At 73.0% G+C, this 19,021-nt stretch carries 14 protein-coding genes and 1 tRNA gene; 3 read left to right on the top strand and 12 right to left on the bottom strand.

The genetic code is table 11. From position 1 onward, the window contains the following. Positions 1-19 precede the first annotated feature (19 nt). Positions 20-2,146: a DEAD/DEAH box helicase gene (locus DEJ17_RS02425; RefSeq protein WP_181420999.1), complete on the bottom strand. Its 2,127-nt coding sequence runs from the start codon at positions 2,144-2,146 to the stop codon at positions 20-22. A gap of 451 nt (positions 2,147-2,597) precedes the next feature. After that, positions 2,598-3,842, bottom strand: coding sequence for a phosphotransferase enzyme family protein (locus tag DEJ17_RS02420; RefSeq protein ID WP_110891891.1), 1,245 nt, complete (start codon positions 3,840-3,842; stop codon positions 2,598-2,600). Positions 3,843-3,922: 80 nt separating this feature from the next. Between DEJ17_RS02420 and DEJ17_RS02415 the strand changes: the two genes are divergently transcribed. Then, positions 3,923-5,017, top strand: coding sequence for an aromatic acid exporter family protein (locus DEJ17_RS02415; RefSeq protein ID WP_110891942.1), 1,095 nt, complete (start codon positions 3,923-3,925; stop codon positions 5,015-5,017). 10 nt (positions 5,018-5,027) lie between these two features. On the opposite strand, the gene DEJ17_RS02410 is transcribed toward DEJ17_RS02415, so the two are convergent. Then, on the bottom strand, positions 5,028-5,336 hold the full coding sequence (locus DEJ17_RS02410; RefSeq protein WP_146239584.1) for a hypothetical protein: 309 nt from the start codon (positions 5,334-5,336) through the stop codon (positions 5,028-5,030). A 195-nt stretch (positions 5,337-5,531) separates the two neighbouring features. Between DEJ17_RS02410 and DEJ17_RS02405 the strand changes: the two genes are divergently transcribed. Beyond that, positions 5,532-6,209 (top strand): response regulator transcription factor, encoded by a 678-nt coding sequence (locus tag DEJ17_RS02405; protein WP_017885962.1) that lies wholly within the window; start codon positions 5,532-5,534, stop codon positions 6,207-6,209. Further along, positions 6,206-7,717, top strand: a complete 1,512-nt coding sequence (locus DEJ17_RS02400; protein ID WP_110891889.1) for a cell wall metabolism sensor histidine kinase WalK — start codon at positions 6,206-6,208, stop codon at positions 7,715-7,717. Before DEJ17_RS02405 ends, DEJ17_RS02400 begins: the two co-directional genes overlap by 4 nt. A 28-nt stretch (positions 7,718-7,745) precedes the next feature. Here the strand turns inward: DEJ17_RS02400 and DEJ17_RS02395 are convergent, their stop codons facing one another. From DEJ17_RS02395 to nadD, 9 genes are all read right to left on the bottom strand, one after another. Next, complete coding sequence (locus tag DEJ17_RS02395; protein WP_110891888.1) at positions 7,746-11,156, bottom strand: error-prone DNA polymerase; 3,411 nt, start codon at positions 11,154-11,156, stop codon at positions 7,746-7,748. 34 nt (positions 11,157-11,190) lie between these two features. Further along, entirely contained in the window at positions 11,191-12,819 is a 1,629-nt protein-coding gene (locus DEJ17_RS02390; RefSeq protein WP_110891887.1) for a DNA polymerase Y family protein, read from the bottom strand. Then, positions 12,816-13,685 (bottom strand): hypothetical protein, encoded by an 870-nt coding sequence (locus DEJ17_RS02385; RefSeq protein ID WP_181420998.1) that lies wholly within the window; start codon positions 13,683-13,685, stop codon positions 12,816-12,818. Before DEJ17_RS02385 ends, DEJ17_RS02390 begins: the two co-directional genes overlap by 4 nt. A 46-nt stretch (positions 13,686-13,731) precedes the next feature. After that, positions 13,732-15,249: an anthranilate synthase component I family protein gene (locus DEJ17_RS02380; RefSeq protein ID WP_110891886.1), complete on the bottom strand. Its 1,518-nt coding sequence runs from the start codon at positions 15,247-15,249 to the stop codon at positions 13,732-13,734. After that, a complete protein-coding gene (locus DEJ17_RS02375; RefSeq protein WP_110891885.1) occupies positions 15,228-16,151 on the bottom strand; it encodes an aldose 1-epimerase family protein in 924 nt (307 codons plus the stop codon). Before DEJ17_RS02375 ends, DEJ17_RS02380 begins: the two co-directional genes overlap by 22 nt. 79 nt (positions 16,152-16,230) lie before the next feature. Beyond that, positions 16,231-16,303, bottom strand: a tRNA-Ala gene (locus DEJ17_RS02370). 108 nt (positions 16,304-16,411) lie between these two features. Further along, positions 16,412-16,786 carry a ribosome silencing factor gene (gene rsfS / locus DEJ17_RS02365; protein WP_110891884.1) on the bottom strand — a complete coding sequence of 125 codons (375 nt, stop codon included), beginning with the start codon at positions 16,784-16,786 and terminating at the stop codon, positions 16,412-16,414. A gap of 132 nt (positions 16,787-16,918) precedes the next feature. Then, positions 16,919-18,415, bottom strand: a complete 1,497-nt coding sequence (locus DEJ17_RS02360; protein ID WP_110891883.1) for a hypothetical protein — start codon at positions 18,413-18,415, stop codon at positions 16,919-16,921. After that, the gene (gene nadD, locus DEJ17_RS02355; protein ID WP_110859233.1) at positions 18,412-19,011 is read right to left on the bottom strand and encodes a nicotinate-nucleotide adenylyltransferase; all 600 of its coding nucleotides are present in this window, start codon (positions 19,009-19,011) and stop codon (positions 18,412-18,414) included. Before nadD ends, DEJ17_RS02360 begins: the two co-directional genes overlap by 4 nt. Between the last annotated feature and the right edge of the window lie 10 nt (positions 19,012-19,021).

Genomic DNA, 19,021 nt, shown 5'->3' with positions numbered 1-19,021 from the left:
ACAGCGCCGAGCGCCGGATCTAGCCGCCGAGCGCCTCGGTCAACAGCGCGGCCATCGCGTCGAGCTGGATGTCACCGGAGTCGACGACCTCTTCGTCCGAACCGTCGAGCGCTCGGGCGGCCAGGGACGCCTTCGAGTCGATGAGCTCGGCGATCTTGGTGTCGATCGTCTGCGCGGCGATGATGCGCCACGCGGTGACGGGCTCTTCCTGCCCGATGCGGTGCACACGGTCGATCGCCTGGGTCTGCTCGGCGCTCGTCCACGACAGCTCGGCGAGCACGACGTTCGACGACACCTGCAGGTTCAGGCCGACACCGGCGGCGGTCAGCGAGCAGACGATGACGGCGACGTCGGGGTCGTTCACGAACGAGTCGATCTCGGCCGTGCGCTGCGTCGGGGTCTGGTCGCCGCGGATCGTGGCGGTGCGCAGGCCGCGACGGGCGAACACCTCTTCCGCCTGGTCCATCACGTCGAGGTGCTTCGCGAAGAACACGACCTTGCCGACGTTCGAGGCGAGCTGTGCCGCGTAGTCGGCTGCGAGCTGGGCCTTGGCCCGACCGATGCGGCGGACCATCGAGAACACGTTCTCGCCGGTCGAGGAGGCGTCCTGGTCCTCGAGCTCCCAGCGTGCGACCTGGCGGACCAGCCTGTGGTCGATGCCGACGACGGGGTCCTGCCCGGTGCGGGCGTCGAGCGCCTGGTGGTAGCGGCGGACGAGCTTCGCGGTGAGCTCGCGCTCGGCGTCGCGGATCGAGCGACCCTCGTCCCCGTCGAGCTCGACGGGGATGTCGGCGATCCGGCGAGCCGGGATGTCCGCGGCCACGTCGACCTTCCGGCGTCGGACGATGCCCTGGTCGATGACGGCACGGCGGGCCTCGACGAAGAACCCGGGGTCGGCCGGCGTCAGGCCGATCTCCTCGAGCTCGTTCATGAGCTTCGCGCGCGGCTTCTTGTCGTCGATCCAGCCGAGGTACTCCCAGATGGTGCGGAAGTCCTCGACCGAGTTGATCAGCGGAGTACCGGTCAGCGCCATGAGCAGCGGCGCGGCGGTGCGCTGCCGGATGCGCTCGGCGATCTGCAGCACGAACCGGGCGCGCTGGGAGTCCTTGTTCTTGATGAAGTGCGCCTCGTCGACGACCATCCCCTTGAACCCGAAGTTGCCGAGCCACCCGGCGTGCCGGTCGAGGATCTCGTAGTTCACGATGACGATGTCGGCGAACCCGTCGAGGTCGTTGCCGTCCCCGTGGATCACGGTGGCGCGGTGGTTCGGCACCCAGCGCTCGGCTTCACGCGCCCAGTTCGTCTTGACGACGTTCGGCACGACGACGAGCAGCGGGAACGCGTTCGCGGCGTCGGCGGCGAGCAGCGACTGCGCGGTCTTGCCGAGGCCGGGCTCGTCGGCGAGCAGGAACGTGCGGTGGCCCTGCGCCGCGGCGGCGACGAGTTCCGCCTGGTGCTTCATGAGCGTGGTGCCCGAGCGCGAGTGCAGCGTCGTGGGCTCCGGCAGCTGCATCGACGCCGCTCCCCCGCCCGCGCCGTACTCGAACGACTTGAACAGCGGCCCGAACAGTTCCCAGTTCGCCAGGCGACGCGGGTGCGCGACGGGCTGGTCGGCGAGGGCGAAGTCCGGCGGCATGAAGGGGTTCGCCAGCTGGCGCTGCACGACCGCCTGCGGCACGACGGCCCGCACCGGGGTCTCGACGACCGCGGCGGGCTCGGACGCGATGACGAGGTCCTCCGGCTGCAGTTCCATGCCGCCGGCGATCATCATGTCCCGCTTGACCGCACGCGTCGCCTCGGAGACCTGCACCTCTTCGGCGAGGAGCTGGATGACGCTGGTGTCCCGCGCCGCCGTCTTCGCCAGGATCGTGGCCACGCCGTCGAGCCGCTTGAGCTGCTCGGCGCGCTGCGCGTCCGTGAGCTCCGCGTCGGCCTTCACCCGCGCGCGCTCTTCGCGCATGAGCAGGGCGACCGCCTGGAACTTCGTCCGGTTCGATGCCTTGAGCGGTCCGCGCTGTGCCGCGGCCTCGACCTCGCGCACAGCGCGGGCGAGGACGGGGATGACGCCGTCGTTGTCCAGCGGCCTGGTGCGACGTGACGCGGTCCGCGTCCCGCCGGCAGCACGCCGGGTGCCTGATCGAGCCAACGCTCCTCCTGTTCCGCCCACACGTCGGGGCGATCCGCCCGTGGGGCGGGAAGTCCTGCACCGGGGCCTGGCGCGGCTCCGGTTCAGCTGCGGGCCACCGTGGCCCACCGCATCGCCGGTCCCCGCATCGGGACGTCCGGTGGACTCCCGCGAGCCGTTCCACACGAGCGCCTGCCGGGAGCAGGTTCGGACGGTCCGCGCCGGATCCGGCGTCGTCACACGCACGTGGTGCCCCCTCGGGGCGGCCACGGCCCGGTCCCCGCGTCGATCAAGTGATCGACGGCTGCGTCCGGAATCGACGCGGCACGCGGGAACGCGGTGCGTGCGCGGTCAGTTTACTCCGGGACCGCCGACAGAGGCGACCGGCGCGTTGCCCGCGCGCGTCGCGACGGCGGACGGGAGGCCCGTTGCGGGCCCGACCCGCGCCTCCAGTCCGTCCTTCGGTCGCGTCTCAGACCTGCGGTGCGGACCGCGGGCGGGTCGAACCACCGGTCGGGAGGCTCGGGGACGCGTCCGCCAAGGCGGCCTGCGTCGCGGCGAGGAGCTGCTGGGCGGTCTGGATCCCGTTGGCGGAGCCGGTGGTCGCCTGACCGCCGGCGTGGGCGAGCAGCTGGGCGCCGATGGCCGGTCCGATGCGGTCGGCCTCGCGAGGGTTCCGCGCGACCCAGTCGCGGGCGATCGCGTCGGCGAGACGCTCGGCGGCGGCGCCGCGCTCGGCGTCCCCGCGGGAGCGGTGCCAGAGCCCGGTGACCACGAGGTGGGCGACGACGGCGCCGACGTCACGGACCGGGAAGCCCCAGCCCGCGGTGTCGATGTCGAGCAGGCCGGAGATGCGCCATGGCTCGTCCTCGTCGACGAACACCTGCTCGAGGTGCAGGTCGCCGTGCACGACCTGCTTGGTCGAGCTCGACCAGCCGATGGAGCGGCGGCCGATGGCGTCGTACAGGCGGTCGATCTCCTCGGCGTCGCGCGGCAGGGCGGCGATGAGCGTGCGTCGGTGCCAGTCGGCGTGGTCCATCGCGTCGGCGCGCGCCTGCTGGGTCATCGGGACGGTGGCGACCCGGCCGCTCAGCGCGGCGAGCGACGCCACGAAGCGGGGGTCGTCGGCGATGTCGAGGATGCGGCTGCCGGCGGGCACGCCGCGGATGCGCTCGAGCACGAGCAGGCCGTCGCCACGGCTGGACAGCACACGCGGCACGGGCAGACCGGCCGCGACGAACTGCTCGTGCGACTGCACGATCGGCGCGACCCGGTGCGGACGGACGATCTTCAAGAACAGGGTGCGCTCGGGGGCGTCGACGCGCACGACCGCGCGCTTGCCGGGCCGGTACGCCGCCACGGTGAGCACCGGGTCGGTGACGGGCATGCCGAGCGTGGTCAGCAGCTCGGCGACGGCGTCGCGGAAGGTGACCTGCGGCAGCACCGGCAGGCCGGGGTCGTTCGGGTACGCCCACACCGACACCGGGTCGCCCGTCGCCGGATCGGTGACGATCGCGCTGTTCTGGTCGTGGGTGCCGCCGGTGTCGACGTAGGTCAGGACCGTGGCGCGCTGGCCGTTGCGGTCCACCGTGTCGACCTCGTAGCCGTACAGGTAGCCGTTGCCCGAGGGCTCGACGGAGTGCGCCCGCGCGGCCACGACTGAGGTCCCGGAGCCGGCGAAGGCCTGCGGGATGACGCGCTCATGGTTGGGCCACACGGCATCAGTCAACCGTGTCGCGCGGGTTTCGTCGCGTTCGTGCACGGCTCGGCGCGCGGCCGGTGGCTACCGTGGTCCGTGTGAACCCGGTCGCGCGCCTCCGCAGCTCCAGTCGCACGCCGTTCCTGCAGGTCGTGAAGACCGCCGTCGCGGTGGTCGCCGCCGTGCTCCTCTGCCGCCTGGTCATCCAGGGGCCGTTCCCCACCTTCGCGGCGATCGCCGCCCTGCTCGTGGTGCAGCCGAGCATCAACCAGTCGTTCGTGAAGGGGCTCGAGCGGAGCGCGGGCGTCGTGATCGGCGTCGTGCTGGCCACCGGGTTCCACCTGCTGCTCGGCGACGGCGTGTTCGTCGTGCTGCTCGTCATCGTGCTCGCGATCCTCATCGCCTGGGCGCTCCGGCTCACCCCGACCTCGGCCACGCAGGTGGGGATCAGTGGGATGCTCGTGCTCACCGCCGGGGTGGTCACGCCGAACTACTCCGCCGACCGCATCCTCGAGACCGTGATCGGCGCGATCGTCGCCCTGGTCGTGAACGCGCTCATCGTGCCGCCCGTGCTGCTCGAGCCGGCGCACCTCGCCGTCGCCCGGCTCGCCCGCGACACCGCGGTGGCGTTCGAGCGGATCGCGATCGGCCTGACCGAGGGGTGGGACCGCCACCGCTGGGACGAGGCCCTCGTCGCGGCCCGGGCACTCCGACAGCAACACGCCAGGGCCGAGGCGTCCCTGGGGTCGGCGCGTGAGTCCCTCACGATGAACCCGCGCGGCGGCCGGCACCGGACGATCCTCGACCGCGACGTGGCGATCACCGACCACCTCCGCGTCCTGGTGACCCGGGTCACCGGGATGACTCGGGCGATCCGCGACAACACCGCACCGGACCTGCGGGACGACCCGGTGGTGCACGGCATCGCGACCGAGGTGGCGCGGATCGGCGCGGACGTGCGGGCACTCAGTGCACGGGTCGAGTCGACCCGGCTCGACCCGGTGCCAGGGGTGGGCGGGGCGGCCGCCGCCGCCTCCGGACCGGCCGACGAGCCGTGGGCGGAGGCCTCGGAGCCGGCGCTCACCGCGCCGCTCGAGGTGGTCCGGCCGAACTCCCGGCACTGGGTCCTCATCGGCGCACTGCTCGAGGACATCCGGCGGGTGCGCGGGGAGCTGCTCGGCGAGGACGACTAGGCAGCCGACGTCAGCGTGCGGCGCAGGCCGCTTCGGATGCCGTCCGCACGACGTCGGACCAGATCACCGCGGTCGGCACCACGTCGGTCGAGCCCGGGACGCCGACATCGGCGTACCGGCTGATCTCGGCGACGACGGCTTCGGGGCCGACCTCGCGTGCAGCGCGGCTCGCCACGTCCGGGACCGCCGTCCGCAGCTCCGCGACCACCCGGTCGCGTGGCGCGTCCTCCAGCTGCGCGAGTGCGCCGATGCCCTTCCACGCGGCGTCCAGTTCGGCGCGCAGGCGCACGATGGCCGGGTGGTCGATCGAGTCGTTCATGATCCCCCAGTGCGGGCGGCGCATCGGGTCGCGCTGTCCGCTGCCGGAGCCTAGCAACGAAGCAAGCGACGCTCACGTCCCTAGAACGTGGGACAGACCGTTCTGCTTCGTCCTGTGACGAGATTCAGCGAGTCGGCGCCGGAGAACGGCCCTCCGCGCTGGTTCGATGCCACGATGGGTCCGAGGAGGTCCACTATGCGGCTGTTGGTGGTCGAGGACGACGACGAGATGCGTGCCCTGATGGAGCGCGGACTCGCGGCCGAGGGGTACCGCGTGACGGCGGTCGAGAACGGAGTCGAGGCGCTCATCGCCCTCGGCGAGCAGGCGTTCGACCTGGCGGTCGTGGACGTGATGATGCCCGGCATGTCCGGCTTCGAGCTCGCCCGTCGGATCCGTGAGCGCGAGGACCCGGTGCGCATCCTGCTCGTGACCGCGCGCGACGCGGTGGACGACCGCGTGTTCGGGCTCGACGCCGGCGCGGACGACTACCTCACCAAGCCCTTCGCCTTCGCCGAGCTCACGGCCCGGCTGCGAGCGCTCGGCCGTCGCGAGTCCGCCGGGGCTCCCCGCACGATCGAGGTCGGGGACGTCTCGATCGACTCCGAGGCCCGCCGCATCTCGATCAAGGGGCAGCGCGTCGCCGTGAGCCCCACCGAGTTCGCCCTGCTCCGACTGCTCGCCCGGTCCGCCGGCAGTGTCGTCGACCGCCCGAAGATCCTCGAAGAGGTCTGGGACGGTTCGCAGCACGTCGACCCGAACGTGGTCGAGCAGTACATCTCGTACCTGCGCAAGAAGCTCACCGCGCACGAGGCCACGGTCGCCATCGCCACGGTCCGCGGTCGCGGGTACCGCCTGGATCTGCTCGGAGCGTGAACGGGGCCGACGACGCCCCACGATCGGACCGCCGACGCGGCGGACCGTTCCGGCCGCTGCGTCTGCTGTCGCTGCGCGCCCGGATCACGATCGGGTCGACAGCGATCGCCGCGATCGTCATCCTGCTGCTCGTCCTGGTCATGCGGTTCCAGGTGGTGAGCGTCGTCGCGAGTGCGACGCGCACACTGCTGGACGCCGACGCAGACCCGTACGTCGCCACGCTCGAGGTCGACAGCGACCCCGACCTGTCACCGCCGGGCAACGCGCAGCTCGTCGCCGTCGTGTCCCCGTCCGGCGAGATCGTGCTGTCGACGATGCCCGATCGTGTCGAGCAGGCGCTCGGCAGCCTGCGGTCCACCGCCGCCGGCACCTCGATCATCCGTGTCTCCGGATCGGAGTACCGCGTCGTGGTGGAGCACCCCGTCAACGAGGCCGGCCGTTGGACCGTCGTCGCCGCCCGCAACTCCCAGGCCGAAGCCATCGTCGTCGACGACCTCACGACGACGCTGTCGTTGACCGGCCTGGCCATCCTGGTGGCCTTCGGCGTGGCGTCCTGGGTGCTCGCGACCACCGCACTGCGCCCGGTGAACCGGATGCGACGTGAGGCCGAACGGCTCTCCGTCGCCCCGGAGCGTGCCGAACTGCCGGTGGGCCCCGCCCAGGACGAGCTGGCGTCCCTGGCGACCACGCTCAACGCCTTCCTCGCCCGGACCCGTCAGGCAACCGAGCGCGAACGCCAGATGGTGTCGGATGCCAGCCACGAGCTCCGGACGCCCCTGGCGATCCTGACGACCCAGCTCGACCTCGCCTCGCTCGACGGGAACGACGCCGCCGCCCTCGCCGCCCACATCGAACGCGCCAAGCACAGCGTCGCGCGGTTGTCGCGGCTGGCGAACGACCTGCTCGCGCTGTCGCGGATCGAGGAGTCGGAGCGCCGTGAACAGGACGGCGACCGGCGCCCCGAGACCGCGTGGTCGGACCTGGGTGACGAGGTGATGGCCGCGGTCGACCGCGTCCGGCTCATCGCGTCGGCGAAGGACGTCACCGTCGACTTCGACCTCGAGCCGCCCGTCGCCGTCGGCGGTTCCGGCCCGGGCATCGGCGGCGGCACCGTGGAACCGCGCTACCGGATCGACACGGGCGGGATGGCCCAGCTCGTCACGAACATCGCAGGCAACGCCGTGGCCGCACTCCCCCGCGGTGGTGGCATCTTCGTGTCCTGGCGGAGCACCGGCGGCCAGGGCGTGCTGCAGATCACCGACGACGGTCCCGGCGTGCCCGAGTCCTTCATCCCGGTGGCGTTCGACCGCTTCACGCGTCCGGACGAGGCCCGGACGTCTCGTCCGAACCCTGACCCGTCGACCGGTGCCGGCGCCCTGCCGGGCGGCTCGGGGCTGGGACTCGCGATCGTGCGCGCGGTGGCGGAACGGGCGGGAGGCACGGCGTCGCTCCGCAACGTGCCCGCCGGTGGGCTCGAGGTCACGATCAGCCTGCCCGAGGTGCGCTGAGCACGACGGCTCGCTCGAGCACGCCCGCTCACTGGAAGTCCCGCGAGCGGGTGCGCACGGACAGCGAGAGGTGCTCGATGCGGTCCGCCACCAGGTTGACCACCCCGTCGGGCGACCGCTCGAGGATGCCCCGGACGATCACCGCCGGGGACTCCCGTGCGACCCGGCGGAAGCGCCCCCAGACCCCGACGCTGCAGATGACGTTCACGAGCCCCGTCTCGTCCTCGACGTTCAGGAACGTGATGCCGGAGGCCGTCGCCGGTCGCTGCCGGTGGGTCACGATCCCGCCGACCTCGACCCGTCGTCCGGTCTCGGCGGTCGCGGTGTCCTGCACGCTGAGCACCCGGCGGGCGGCGAGCCGGTCGCGCACGTGCCGGACGGGGTGGTCGTCGGTCGTCATGCCCGTCGACCACATGTCGGCGATCAGCACGTCACCGCTCGTCATCTGACCGAACAGCGGCGGCTGCACGAACACCTGCGTGTCCGGCAACTGGTCCGGACGCTCGGCGGCGGCCTGCGCGGCCGACCACATCGCACCGCGGCGGTCGATGTCGAACGGGGCGAAGGCGTCGGCGGCGGCGAGTGCCTCGAGCTGCGGCGTGGTCAAGCCGACCCGCCGAGCCAGGTCCGACATGTCGCGGAAGGGACCGTTGGCGTCCCGCTCCGCGACGATCTTCTCGGCGCTCTTCCGGCTGAGCGACGCGACCTCGGCGAGCCCGAGCCGCACGGCGAAGGCACCGTCGCGACGGTGGCTCGCGGTGTCGTCGGGGAGCGCCTTGTCGAAGGGCAGCACCGGGGGCTGCTCGGTGGCGAGGCACGCGTCGTCACCGACCGGGGCGTCCCCGTCCGGCAGCGGTTCGAGCGTGGCGTCGACCCCGGACCGCAGGATGTCCGGTCGCAGCACGCCGACGCCGTGCCGTCGGGCGTCGGCCACCAGGGTCTGCGGTGAGTAGAACCCCATCGGCTGCGCCCGGAGCAGCGCCGCCAGGAACGCCCCCGGGTAGTGCAGCCGCATCCACGCGCTCGCGTAGACGATGAGGGCGAAGCTGATCGAGTGGCTCTCCGCGAAGCCGAAGTTCGCGAAGGCCTGGATCTTCGCGTAGATCGCGTCGGCGTCCGCACCGTGGATGCCGTTGTCCGCCATCCCCGTGTAGAGCTTGTCCCGCAACCGGTCGATCTTCTCGTGCCCGCGCTTCGACCCCATCGCCCGTCGCAGCAGGTCGGCGTCGTCACCGGAGCAGTTGCCGACCGCGATCGCCATCTGCATCAGCTGCTCCTGGAACAGTGGGACACCGAGGGTGCGTTCGAGCACGGGTTCGAGCGCCGGGTGCATGTAGGTGATCGGTTCCTCGCCCGTGCGCCGGCGGATGTACGGGTGCACTGCGCCGCCCTGGATGGGCCCGGGTCGGACGAGTGCGACCTCGATCACCAGGTCGTAGAACCGCCGCGGGAGCAGTCGGGGCAGGGTGCCCATCTGCGCGCGGGACTCCACCTGGAACACCCCGATCGTGTCCGCGCGGCAGAGCTGGTCGTAGACCCCCTGTTCTTCCTTCGGGATGGAGTGCATCTCCCAGCGCTCCCCGCAGTGCTCTGCCGCCAGGTCGAACGAGTACTGCAGGGCCGCGAGCATGCCGAGCCCGAGCATGTCGAACTTCACGAGCCCCATGTAGGCGCAGTCGTCCTTGTCCCACTGCAGCACGGTGCGGCCGTCCATCCGGGCGTGCTCGATCGGCACGACCTCGCCCACCGGGCGGTCGGTCAGCACCATGCCGCCGGAGTGGATGCCGAGGTGCCGCGGGAACCCGAGGACGTCGCTCGCGAGCCCGACGACCGCCGGTGGGATGTCGTGGTCCTGGCTCTCGGTCACCGAACCCCACCGCTCGACCTGCTTCGACCAGGCGTCCTGCTGCCCGGGGCTGTGGCCGAGCGCCTTCGCCATGTCACGCACCGCGCCCTTGGGCCGGTAGGTGATGACGTTCGCGACCTGGGCGGCGTTGTGCCGGCCGTACTTGGCGTACACGTACTGGATCACCTCTTCGCGGCGGTCCGAGTCGAAGTCGACGTCGATGTCGGGTTCCTCGTCGCGCATCGCCGACAGGAACCGCTCGAACGGCAGCCCGTACCGGATCGAGTCCACCGCGGTGATCTCGAGCAGGTAGCAGACCGCCGAGTTCGCCGCCGAGCCCCGCCCCTGGCAGAGGATGCCCCGACCGCGGGCGTACTGCACCATGTCGCGCACGATCAGGAAGTACCCCGGGAAGTTCTTCTCCTCGATCACGGACAGCTCACGCTCGATGCGTTCCCGCTTGCGGGGGTCGACGCCGTCGGCGCTGCCGGGGTAGAACCGCCGGGCACCCGTCCACGTGAGCTCGCGGAGCCACGACATCGCGGTGTGTCCGTCCGGGACGTCAAGGTCGGGCAGCCCGGGCTGCACGGTCTTCAGCCGGAACCCGAGCTCATCGGCGAGCTCCACGGTCCGCTCGATCGCGCCGGGGTAGCGCCCGAACCGTCTGGCCATCTCGGCGCCGGAGCGCAGGTGGGCGGTGTCGGCGGCCGGCAGCCAGCCGTCGATCTCGTCGAGGCTGCGGCGGGCGCGCACCGCCGCGAGTGCGGTCGCCACCGGGAACCGGTCGGGGGTGGCGTAGTGCACGTTGCCGGTGGCGACCAGGGGCAGCGCGTGCTTCGCGGCGAGGGCGGCCAGGGCGTCGTTGCGGGCGCTGTCGAGCGGGTCGCCGTGGTCGAGCAGCTCCACGACGACGTTGCGGCTGCCGAACCGGTCGAGCAGCACCCGGAGCGCGGTCTCGGCGGCGGACTCCCCACCCTGCTCGAGGGCCTGCCGCACGGAGCCCTTCCGGCACCCCGTGAGGACGCGCCAGTGCCCGTCCGCCCGCGCGGCGAGGTCGTCGAGGTCGTACTGCGGGCTGCCCTTCTCGGACCCGGCGGCCAGGTGTGCGCTCGTCACCGCGCCGGCGAGCCGGTGGTAGCCGTCCTGGCCGTCGGCGAGCAGGAGCAGGTGCGAGCCCTCGGGGTCGGGCACACCGTTCTGCGGTTCGGTCAACCCCAGGGACAGCTCGGTGCCGAAGACGGTGCCGACCTGCGGGTACGACTCGGCGACCTCGGCCATCCGGGCGGCCCCGTAGAAGCCGTCGTGGTCGGTGAGCGCGAGGGCGTGCAGTCGGAGCCGGGCGGCTTCTTCGAACAGGTGCTCGGGCTGGCTGGCGCCGTCGAGGAAGCTGAAGGCCGAGTGCGCGTGCAGTTCGGCGTACGGCACCACGGGTCCGCCGTCGGTGTCGAGCGGTGACGGGACGTACGGCTCGCGCTTCCGCGACCACGCCGGGCTGTCGCCGCCGTCGCCGTCGTGCGCCGTGCCCGGGCTCCGCTTGTCGGACAGCGCGCGCTCGAACTGCGACCACGGGATGGGTGGGTTGCTGTAGCCCATCAGGTCACGCTCCTGTTGGTGGTGGTGGTCGGGGTCACGTCGCGATCGCCTCGGCCCACCAGCGGTGGTCCGCCAGCACCAGGTACCAGGCACGCCCCTCGGCGTCGACGAGCTGCAGCCGGTGCAGGCGTCGGCCGCCGGACTCCCACCACCGCACGACGAGCGGCCACGGACCCGCCCAGGCCGTCACGGCCGAGAAGCCGCCGCCCCGGTCGCCCTCGGCACGGAACCGTTCGGGTACGCCGGACAGCACGCCGCGCTCGTCGACGTCGACGCTCGCACCACCGACGGCGACGACGTCGACCGGTCGGGGCCGCTCGAGCACGGTGGCGGGGGGCGGGCCGGGCAGCTTGCCGGGCCATGGACGGTCGCGCACGGTCGCCAGGGCACGCTCACCACCGGCTGGCGCGTCGCCCCACGGCACGAGCACCACGCGCTCGGACAGGGTGCGGCCACCACCGATGCGCGGACTCACCACGCCGTCGTGGCCGACCATGCCCTGGATCCGGGCGAGGCCGTGGTGCACGCGCTCGTCCGGCCCGGAGCCCCACAGCCCGCGCTCGTGGTTCGCCATGTCGTCGACGGCGACCGGCTCGAGCACGACCGAGGTGACCGGCGCCTCGAGCCCGCTGGGGTCCACCCCGCCGGCGAGCTGCCACCGCACCCGGTCGACCACGTCGGCGGCGTCGAACCAGCGCGGGTGCGCCCAGGTCCGTTCGAGCAGGATGTCGCGCTCGTCGACGATCCCCACACGGATGGTCGTCGCCACGAGCCCCGCGGCCCGGAGTCGCTCGGCGAAGTCGTCGGCGGAGCGCCGGAACGCGAACGCGATCTGGTCGGCACGGTCCAGCGGGGGTTCGAACGACGCCTCGACCCGGAGTTCCGGCGGGATCTCCCGCGCCGCGATCTCGCGGGGGTCGCGGCCCCCGGCCAACCGGTGCAGGAACGCCCCGGCCACGCCGAAGCGGTCCCGCACCTGCTCGTCGCCGAGTGCCGCGAAGTCGCCGAGCGTGGTGATGCCGAGCCGGTCGAGCACCGTCGTGAGGTCGGGGTCGCCGAGCACGCCGAGCGGCAGGTGCGCGAGGAAGTCCGCCGATCCCCCGACGGGCACGAGCCGCACCCGTTCACCGGGACGCACGGGACGGGCCCGGGCGGCCTGGTCCGCCGCGAACGGGGTGTCGGCCACCCCGGCCCGCACCGCGGGGGCGCCGTGGTCGGCTGCGATGCCGGCCAGGGTCGCCGCCGCCGCGCGCTCACCGCCGTAGTACCGGGCCGGCCCACGGGCGCGGAGCGCGAGGGTGCCCGGCCGCAGTACCTCGACTCCGGGGACCGCTGCCTCGACCGCACGGATGACGGGCTCGAACGCGCGGTGGTCGAGGGCGTCGTCGTAGGGCTGCACGAGGAGCTCGGGGCACCGCGCCTGCGCCTCACGCACGCGGAGCCCCCGCACGACACCCTGCTCACGCGCGGACGCGGAACTCGCGAACACGAGCCCCTTCGCGGTCAGGGCGAGTGGCTGCTCCGGCGGGGTGCCACCGGCCCGAGCCGCAGCAATGACCGGCCAGTCCGGGCACCAGAGCACGATCGTCCGGGTCGGGGGCGGTTCGGGCAGTGCTGCCCCCCGCGTGATCGCGTCGGTCCGGACGCGCCCGGGGGCGATCACGACGCCACCGCCACGGACCGCAGCACGCGGGTGCCCCCGGAGCCCACCGTCGGCACCGGTGTGGCGGCCCGGACCGCACCGTCGGCCGCGGGCAGGAGCAGCTCGGCGGTCGCCGGACGCACCGCGCCGGCACGCCCGGTCGCGGTCACGGTGGCCCGGCGCTCCGTCAGGTGGCCGTGGCCCTGTCCGATGCCGCTCCACGTCGAGGACGTGACCCGCAGCGTGACGTCCGCCCCGGGCCAGGAGCCGAGCGCGACGAGTGCGCCACCGCGCTGTCGCAGCCGAGCCGACAGGCGTGCCACGTCGCCCGGCACGACCCGGCCGAGCGGTCGGGTGAGGACGATCTGGGCGACGTCGGCCATCGCCGCCGTCACGGCGAGCCACTGGTCACCGGGATCGGGGACGAGCACGAGCCGTTCGAGGTCGATCCCCGCGGCGGCGGCGGCTTCGATCCCGAAGGACGGCACCCCGACGACCGCACACCACGCCCCGGCCGCCGAGGCCGCCTGCAGCATGGTGATCGCGAGCAGCACCGACTCGGGGACGGCGTAGGTGCCACCGACCCGGATCGCGCCGCCGGGCAGCAGGGGTTCGAGCGCCGGGGCCGTGGGGAGCCCGGCGGTGTCGACCCGGGTGGACTCCATGTCGGCCACCCGGGACCGCAGGGACGTGATGCGGTCGAGCGCGGCCCGGGCATCGCTCAGGTGGTCCGTCCCACGGCGCGCACTGCCACCGCCCGCGCCGCTGCCGCCGCGTGCAGCACCGCTCCGCCCGCCCCGGTCCGGGGTGGGCGACCGGAGTGCCGCCGCCGTCTGCATGCCCTCATATTCGAACATGTGTTCGATGATGTCAATCGCGTCCGACATCTGTGGACAGTCCTGGTCGAACACGTGTTCGGGTCAGGGCATCAGCTCACCAGCTGGCCACCGCCCCGACCCCGCCGAGCACCGACCGCGTCTTGGTCTCGACCTCGTCCGCCTCGTCCGCGGGCACCGACGACCAGGTCACCGCTCCCCCGGCTCCGAGGGTCCGGGAGCGCACCGCCCCCGACTCGTCGAGCACGGTCACGAGGCTACGGATCGCCACCGACAGGTCGACCGCCCCGCTGGCCGAGAAGTACCCGATCGCACCCGAGTACACCCCGCGCGGCGCCCCCTCGAGCCGGTCCGCGATCGCCGTGGCACTGCTCTTCGGCGCCCCGGTCATCGACCCCGGCGGGAACGCCGCGTGCACCACGTCGGCCCGCGACGTCCCCGACGGCAGCACCGCCCCGATCGTCGAGACCAGCTGGTGCACGCTGGCGTACGTCTCGACGGCGCACAGCCGCTCGACGTGCACCGAGCCGGGCACCGCGGTCCGAAGCAGGTCGTTCCGCAGCAGGTCGACGATCATCACGTTCTCGGCGCGGTCCTTCGGGCTCGCCGCCAGGTCGTCCCGCGCGGCCGCGTCCGCCACCGCGTCGGCGAGCCGCCGCCGCGTGCCCTTGATCGGTTCCGCGAGCACCGCTCCGACCGCGTCGACCCGCAGGAACCGCTCCGGTGACCGGCTCGCCACGCGCAGCGGGCCGAGCCGCAGGAACGCGCCGAACGGGACCGGGTCGGACGCCCGCATCCGCAGGTACTCGCCCAGGTGCGGGTCCGTACCGGGGCCGCCACGGGCCTCCTGTCCGACCGCGAAGGCGGTGGTGAGGCAGACCTGGAACGCGTTCCCCTCGCGGATCTCCGCGCGGCACACGTCGACCGCCCGCTCGTAGGCGGCACGCGTCACGCGTCCGGTCGCCGCGGACACCCCGGCCGGGAGGCCCGTGGCCGCGTCCACGACGCCGGCCGACGTCGTGGGGGTGCTCAGCTCCTCGAGCCACGCGCGGTTGCGCGCACTGGCCGCCGGTTCCGCCTCGGCGACGAGCGCGAGCGCCCAGGCGCCACCGGTGTGGTCGACGACGACGGCTCGGTCGACGAACCGCAGGTCGGCGTCGGCATGCCCGTCGGCGGTGCGGTCCGGGCCGCCGGACTCGCGGCCGAGCTCGTAGCCGAGGAACCCGACCCAGCCCAGCGCGAACCCGCACCCGACGACCGGCTCAGGCAGGCGGGGCGTGCGTCGGAGCAGGTCCGCCAGCACCGCGAAGGCCGGACGCTCCTCGGATCGGGCAGACCCGAACCACTCCTCGGCGGGCGCGGCGACGGTCAGGTGCGCACGACGATCCTGGTGCCGGAACCGGGCGGCGAACGGCCCGTCCGTCCACGCCAGCACGGACCAGCGCGCCCGGGGCCGAGCCGTGGCGGGAGCACCGTCGGGCAAGCCGGAGTCGAGCCACACCAGGTCCCCGGCGACCTGCGCCGCCAGCGCCGCGAGGTCGGGGACCGGGTCGAGTCGGCGGACCTCGACGCGGACGCCGGGGTCGGGGGTGCTCAGATCGCGGCGATCGTCCATGCGGCGGCGTGCGAGGCACCGGGCGCGAGCACCACGAGGCCGCGGTCCTCGCCGTCGTTGAAGGCGTCGGGGGCGCACGTCATCGGCTCGACGGCGAGACCGGCGCGGTGGTACTCGGGGACGACGTGGTCGGCGGTGTGCACCTGGGCCCAGCCGCACTCCGACCCGAAGGCCGCACGGACCCCGCGCCCGTCCGCCGCCGTGACCGCGATGGTGGCGAGACCGGCGGCGTCGCGGTCGAAGCCGGTGAAGGCGTGGTCGATGAACCGGTCGCCGATCAGCGTGGGCTTCCGCAGGTCGAACTCGTCGTGCACGGGGACCAGGTCGGTCGGGACGAGTCGGTCCGGCGTCACCTCGAGCACCTGGGCGGCAGGGAGCGTCAAGGTCCAGTCGTCGACGGTGCCGGCACCCGCGACGAGGTACGGGTGCGGACCGGTCCCCCACGGCGCGTCCTCGGCCCCGGTGTTCGTGCCGGTGATCGTCGTGTGCAGCCCCTCGGCGTCGAGCCGGTACTCCACGGTGAGCTCGACGCGGTACGGGTAGCCCTGCTGCGCCTGGACGGTCGTGTCGAGCACCACGCGGTCGTCCGTCTTCTCCTGCACACGGAAGTCCGTCCACGCGACGAGTCCGTGCAGGGCGTGGTGCCGTGCCGGCTCGGTGAGGGCCAGCTCGTGGTCGACGCCGCCGAACGAGTACTCGCCGTCGACGACCCGGTTCGGCCACGGGGCCAGGACGGCACCGCGGAAGACCGGGCGGACCTCGTCGGCGTCGAACGGGACGACCAGGTCTCGGCCCTCGTGCTGCAGGGTCCGCAGTGTCGCTCCGACGGTGGCGATGTCGGCCGTGTACCCGGCGGAGGCGATCGTCAGCGGGGACCCGGACAGCGGCTCGTCGTTGCTCATGCGCTCAGCGTATCGGGCCGCCGAGGCCCGCCGGGTGCACGAAAAACCCCGCCGTTCCGAGGAACGGCGGGGTTGAGGGTGGATCTGAGGGGACTCGAACCCCTGACCCCCTGCATGCCATGCAGGTGCGCTACCAGCTGCGCCACAGACCCAGATCGTGTTGCTTTTGCACCAACCGGTTCCCCGGAGGCACCATAGAAGCGTACACCATGCGAACGCCGGGCAACGAAATCGAAGCCGTCACCCGGGCGCGTCGCTGATCAGGCGGTGTGGTCCACCGGGAGCTCGAGCGGGATCGTCGGGCAGTCGGCCCAGAGACGCTCGAGCGAGTAGTACTGGCGGTCTTCGTCGTGGAAGACGTGCACGATGATCTCGCCGAAGTCGATGAGGACCCATCGGCCCTCGGCACGGCCTTCGCGGCGGAGCGTCTTGGCACCGAGCTCGAGGAGGCGTTCCTCGACGGCATCGGCGATGGACTGCACGTTGCGCTCGTTCCGACCGGTTGCGAGCAGGAACACGTCCGTGAGCTGCAACGGCCCGGTCACGTCGAGAGCGACGAGGTCCTCGGCCTGCTTGGCGTCGGCCGCGAGTGCTGCGGCCTGCACGAGTTCCAGTGCGCGAGTGGATGCGGTCACGGATTCCTTCCGGTCGTCGAACCGACGGACAGCCGGTTCGCTTGATGGGTCACGATCATAAGCCACCCCGCCGACAGCGGCCAGGCCAGGGTCGGCGGGGTGGTGGAGAACGGACGTCGAGGACGGCAGCGGTCAGCCGCCGAACGCGTGGGTGGTGAGCAGCGCGGTGATGATGACGCCGGCCGCAGCCAGCCCGACCGCGCCGACCGTCACACCGAGGATCAGCGGCGTGCGCGACTCCTTCGGCTTGGCGGCGGCGAGCACGACCTGACGGGTCGAGGTGTGACTGGACACCGCGCGACTGGCCCGGACCGGGCTGGCGTCGGTCTCGGGCTGCTCGTCCTGCTGCTCGAGCAGGCGGTCGACCTCGGCGCCGTCGATCGGCCGGTGCGAGCCCGTCGACGACAGCGACGCCGGCAGGTCGATCGACCCGGTCAGGATCACCTCGCCCGTCGCGTTGAGCGCACCGGTGGGGTCGGCCAGGGCCGAGTTCGGCAGGATGATCGCGTTCGTGTTCGTCACCGCGACACGGCGGGTGCCCGTCTCGGCGTCGTGTACCTCGGAGTCGTTCGAGTCGTGCGCCTGCTGCGACCAGTGGCCGGCGGGCGGCGCGAAGGCCGTGGTCACCGGCTTCGGCTCGGTCGGACGCTGGAACGCCGCGGGGACCTTCGGGGCCTCGGTCGCGGGGTCGGGCAGCGGCACCTCGTTGGTGTCGTCGTCCTCGGCGTCGAGCGAGAGCGGGAACACCGCGGGAGTCGCTGCGGCGGTGTTCGTCGGGATCGGCACCGGCGTGACGGCGGGCTGCGCCCCGGGAACGTGCGTGCTGTCGGCCGACCCGGCCGGAGCGTCCTCGGTCGTGTCGTCGGCCGGGGCATCGTCGGTCGCGTCGACCGCCGGGGCATCGGCCTCGGCGGCGTCGGATCCGGAGTCGTCGGCGTCGGTGGCGTCGGATCCGGAGTCGTCGGTCTCGGCGAGGTCGGCGGGAGGCGACCACGTCGACCGGTGGCGGCGGGGCTCCTCGGCGTGCGCGGCGGCCTCGTCGAGGGGCTCGAGCGCGTCCGGGGAGCCGTCGGCCTCGGTGGCCTGGGCGACCGCGGCCTGGTCGAGGACCGTCGGGGCAGCGGGTTGCTGGTCGTGCGTGGCCTCGGCGTCCGGAGCGCTCGGCGGCGCGGCCGTGGGGTCGATCGTGTCCACCGACCCGAGGACGTCCTCGACGGTGCGGTCGGACGACTGGGGCGTGGGGTCCTGCAGCGGCACCGGCTGCACCGCCTGGCGCTCGGCGGCACGGAGCTGCCGGATCTGCCGTCGGGTGAGCCCACCGCTGCCGGGGACGATCTCGGTCGCGGAGGCCGGCGGGACCGGCGGCACACCGGCCGCGGGCGCCGACACCGGGACGGACGGAGCAGACCCGGGGGCCGCCTGCGCCGACGCAGGGGTGGACGACTGGGCCGCACCACCGGGGGCCGGAGCGACGTGCGACCCGGGGCGACGACGGGACTCGGGGGTCTCAGCGGCGGGTGTGGCGACGGTCGGCGGCGGCGTCGCGGGCTGCGAACCGGCCGCGGCGGCACGCTCCCGCTCGCGCGCCTGGCGCCGCGACAGGGGCGGCTGCGCGTCGGACGAACTCATGCAACGCTCCGATACAGATGGTGCTTGGAGATGTACTGGACGACACCGTCGGGAACCAAGTACCAGACGGGGAACCCCCGTCGAACCCGGTCACGGCAATCCGTCGACGATATGGCCAGTGCAGGGACTTCGAGCAAGCTTACGTCCCGCTCGGGCAATCCGGTGATGCTCAAGGCGTGTCCCGGACGCGTCACGGCCACGAAGTGCGCCAGGTCCCAGAGACCATCATGGTCTTTCCAGTCGACGATCTGCTGAACGGCGTCTGCGCCCGAGATGAAGACCAGCTGGGCATCCGGTCGCTGTTCGTGCAGGTCTCGCAGGGTGTCGACCGTGTACGTCGGGCCCGGGCGGTCGATGTCCACGCGGCTGACGGTGAACATCGGGTTCGACGCGGTGGCGATCACGGTCATCAGGTACCGGTGCTCGGCGTCGGTGACGTCGGACTTCATGTACGGCTGTCCGGTGGGGACGAAGACGACCTCGTCGAGGTCGAACGCCCGCGCCACCTCGGACGCCGCGACCAGGTGCCCGTGGTGGATGGGGTCGAACGTGCCACCCATCACGCCGATGCGTGGCCGTCCGGTGGTCTCGAGCATCGAGTGGTCG

The organism is Curtobacterium sp. MCSS17_011, assembly GCF_003224275.1.
Taxonomy (GTDB): Bacteria; Actinomycetota; Actinomycetes; order Actinomycetales; family Microbacteriaceae; genus Curtobacterium.
Note: the sequence above shows the minus strand (reverse complement) of the source record. Positions and strands in the feature narration are given on the sequence as shown.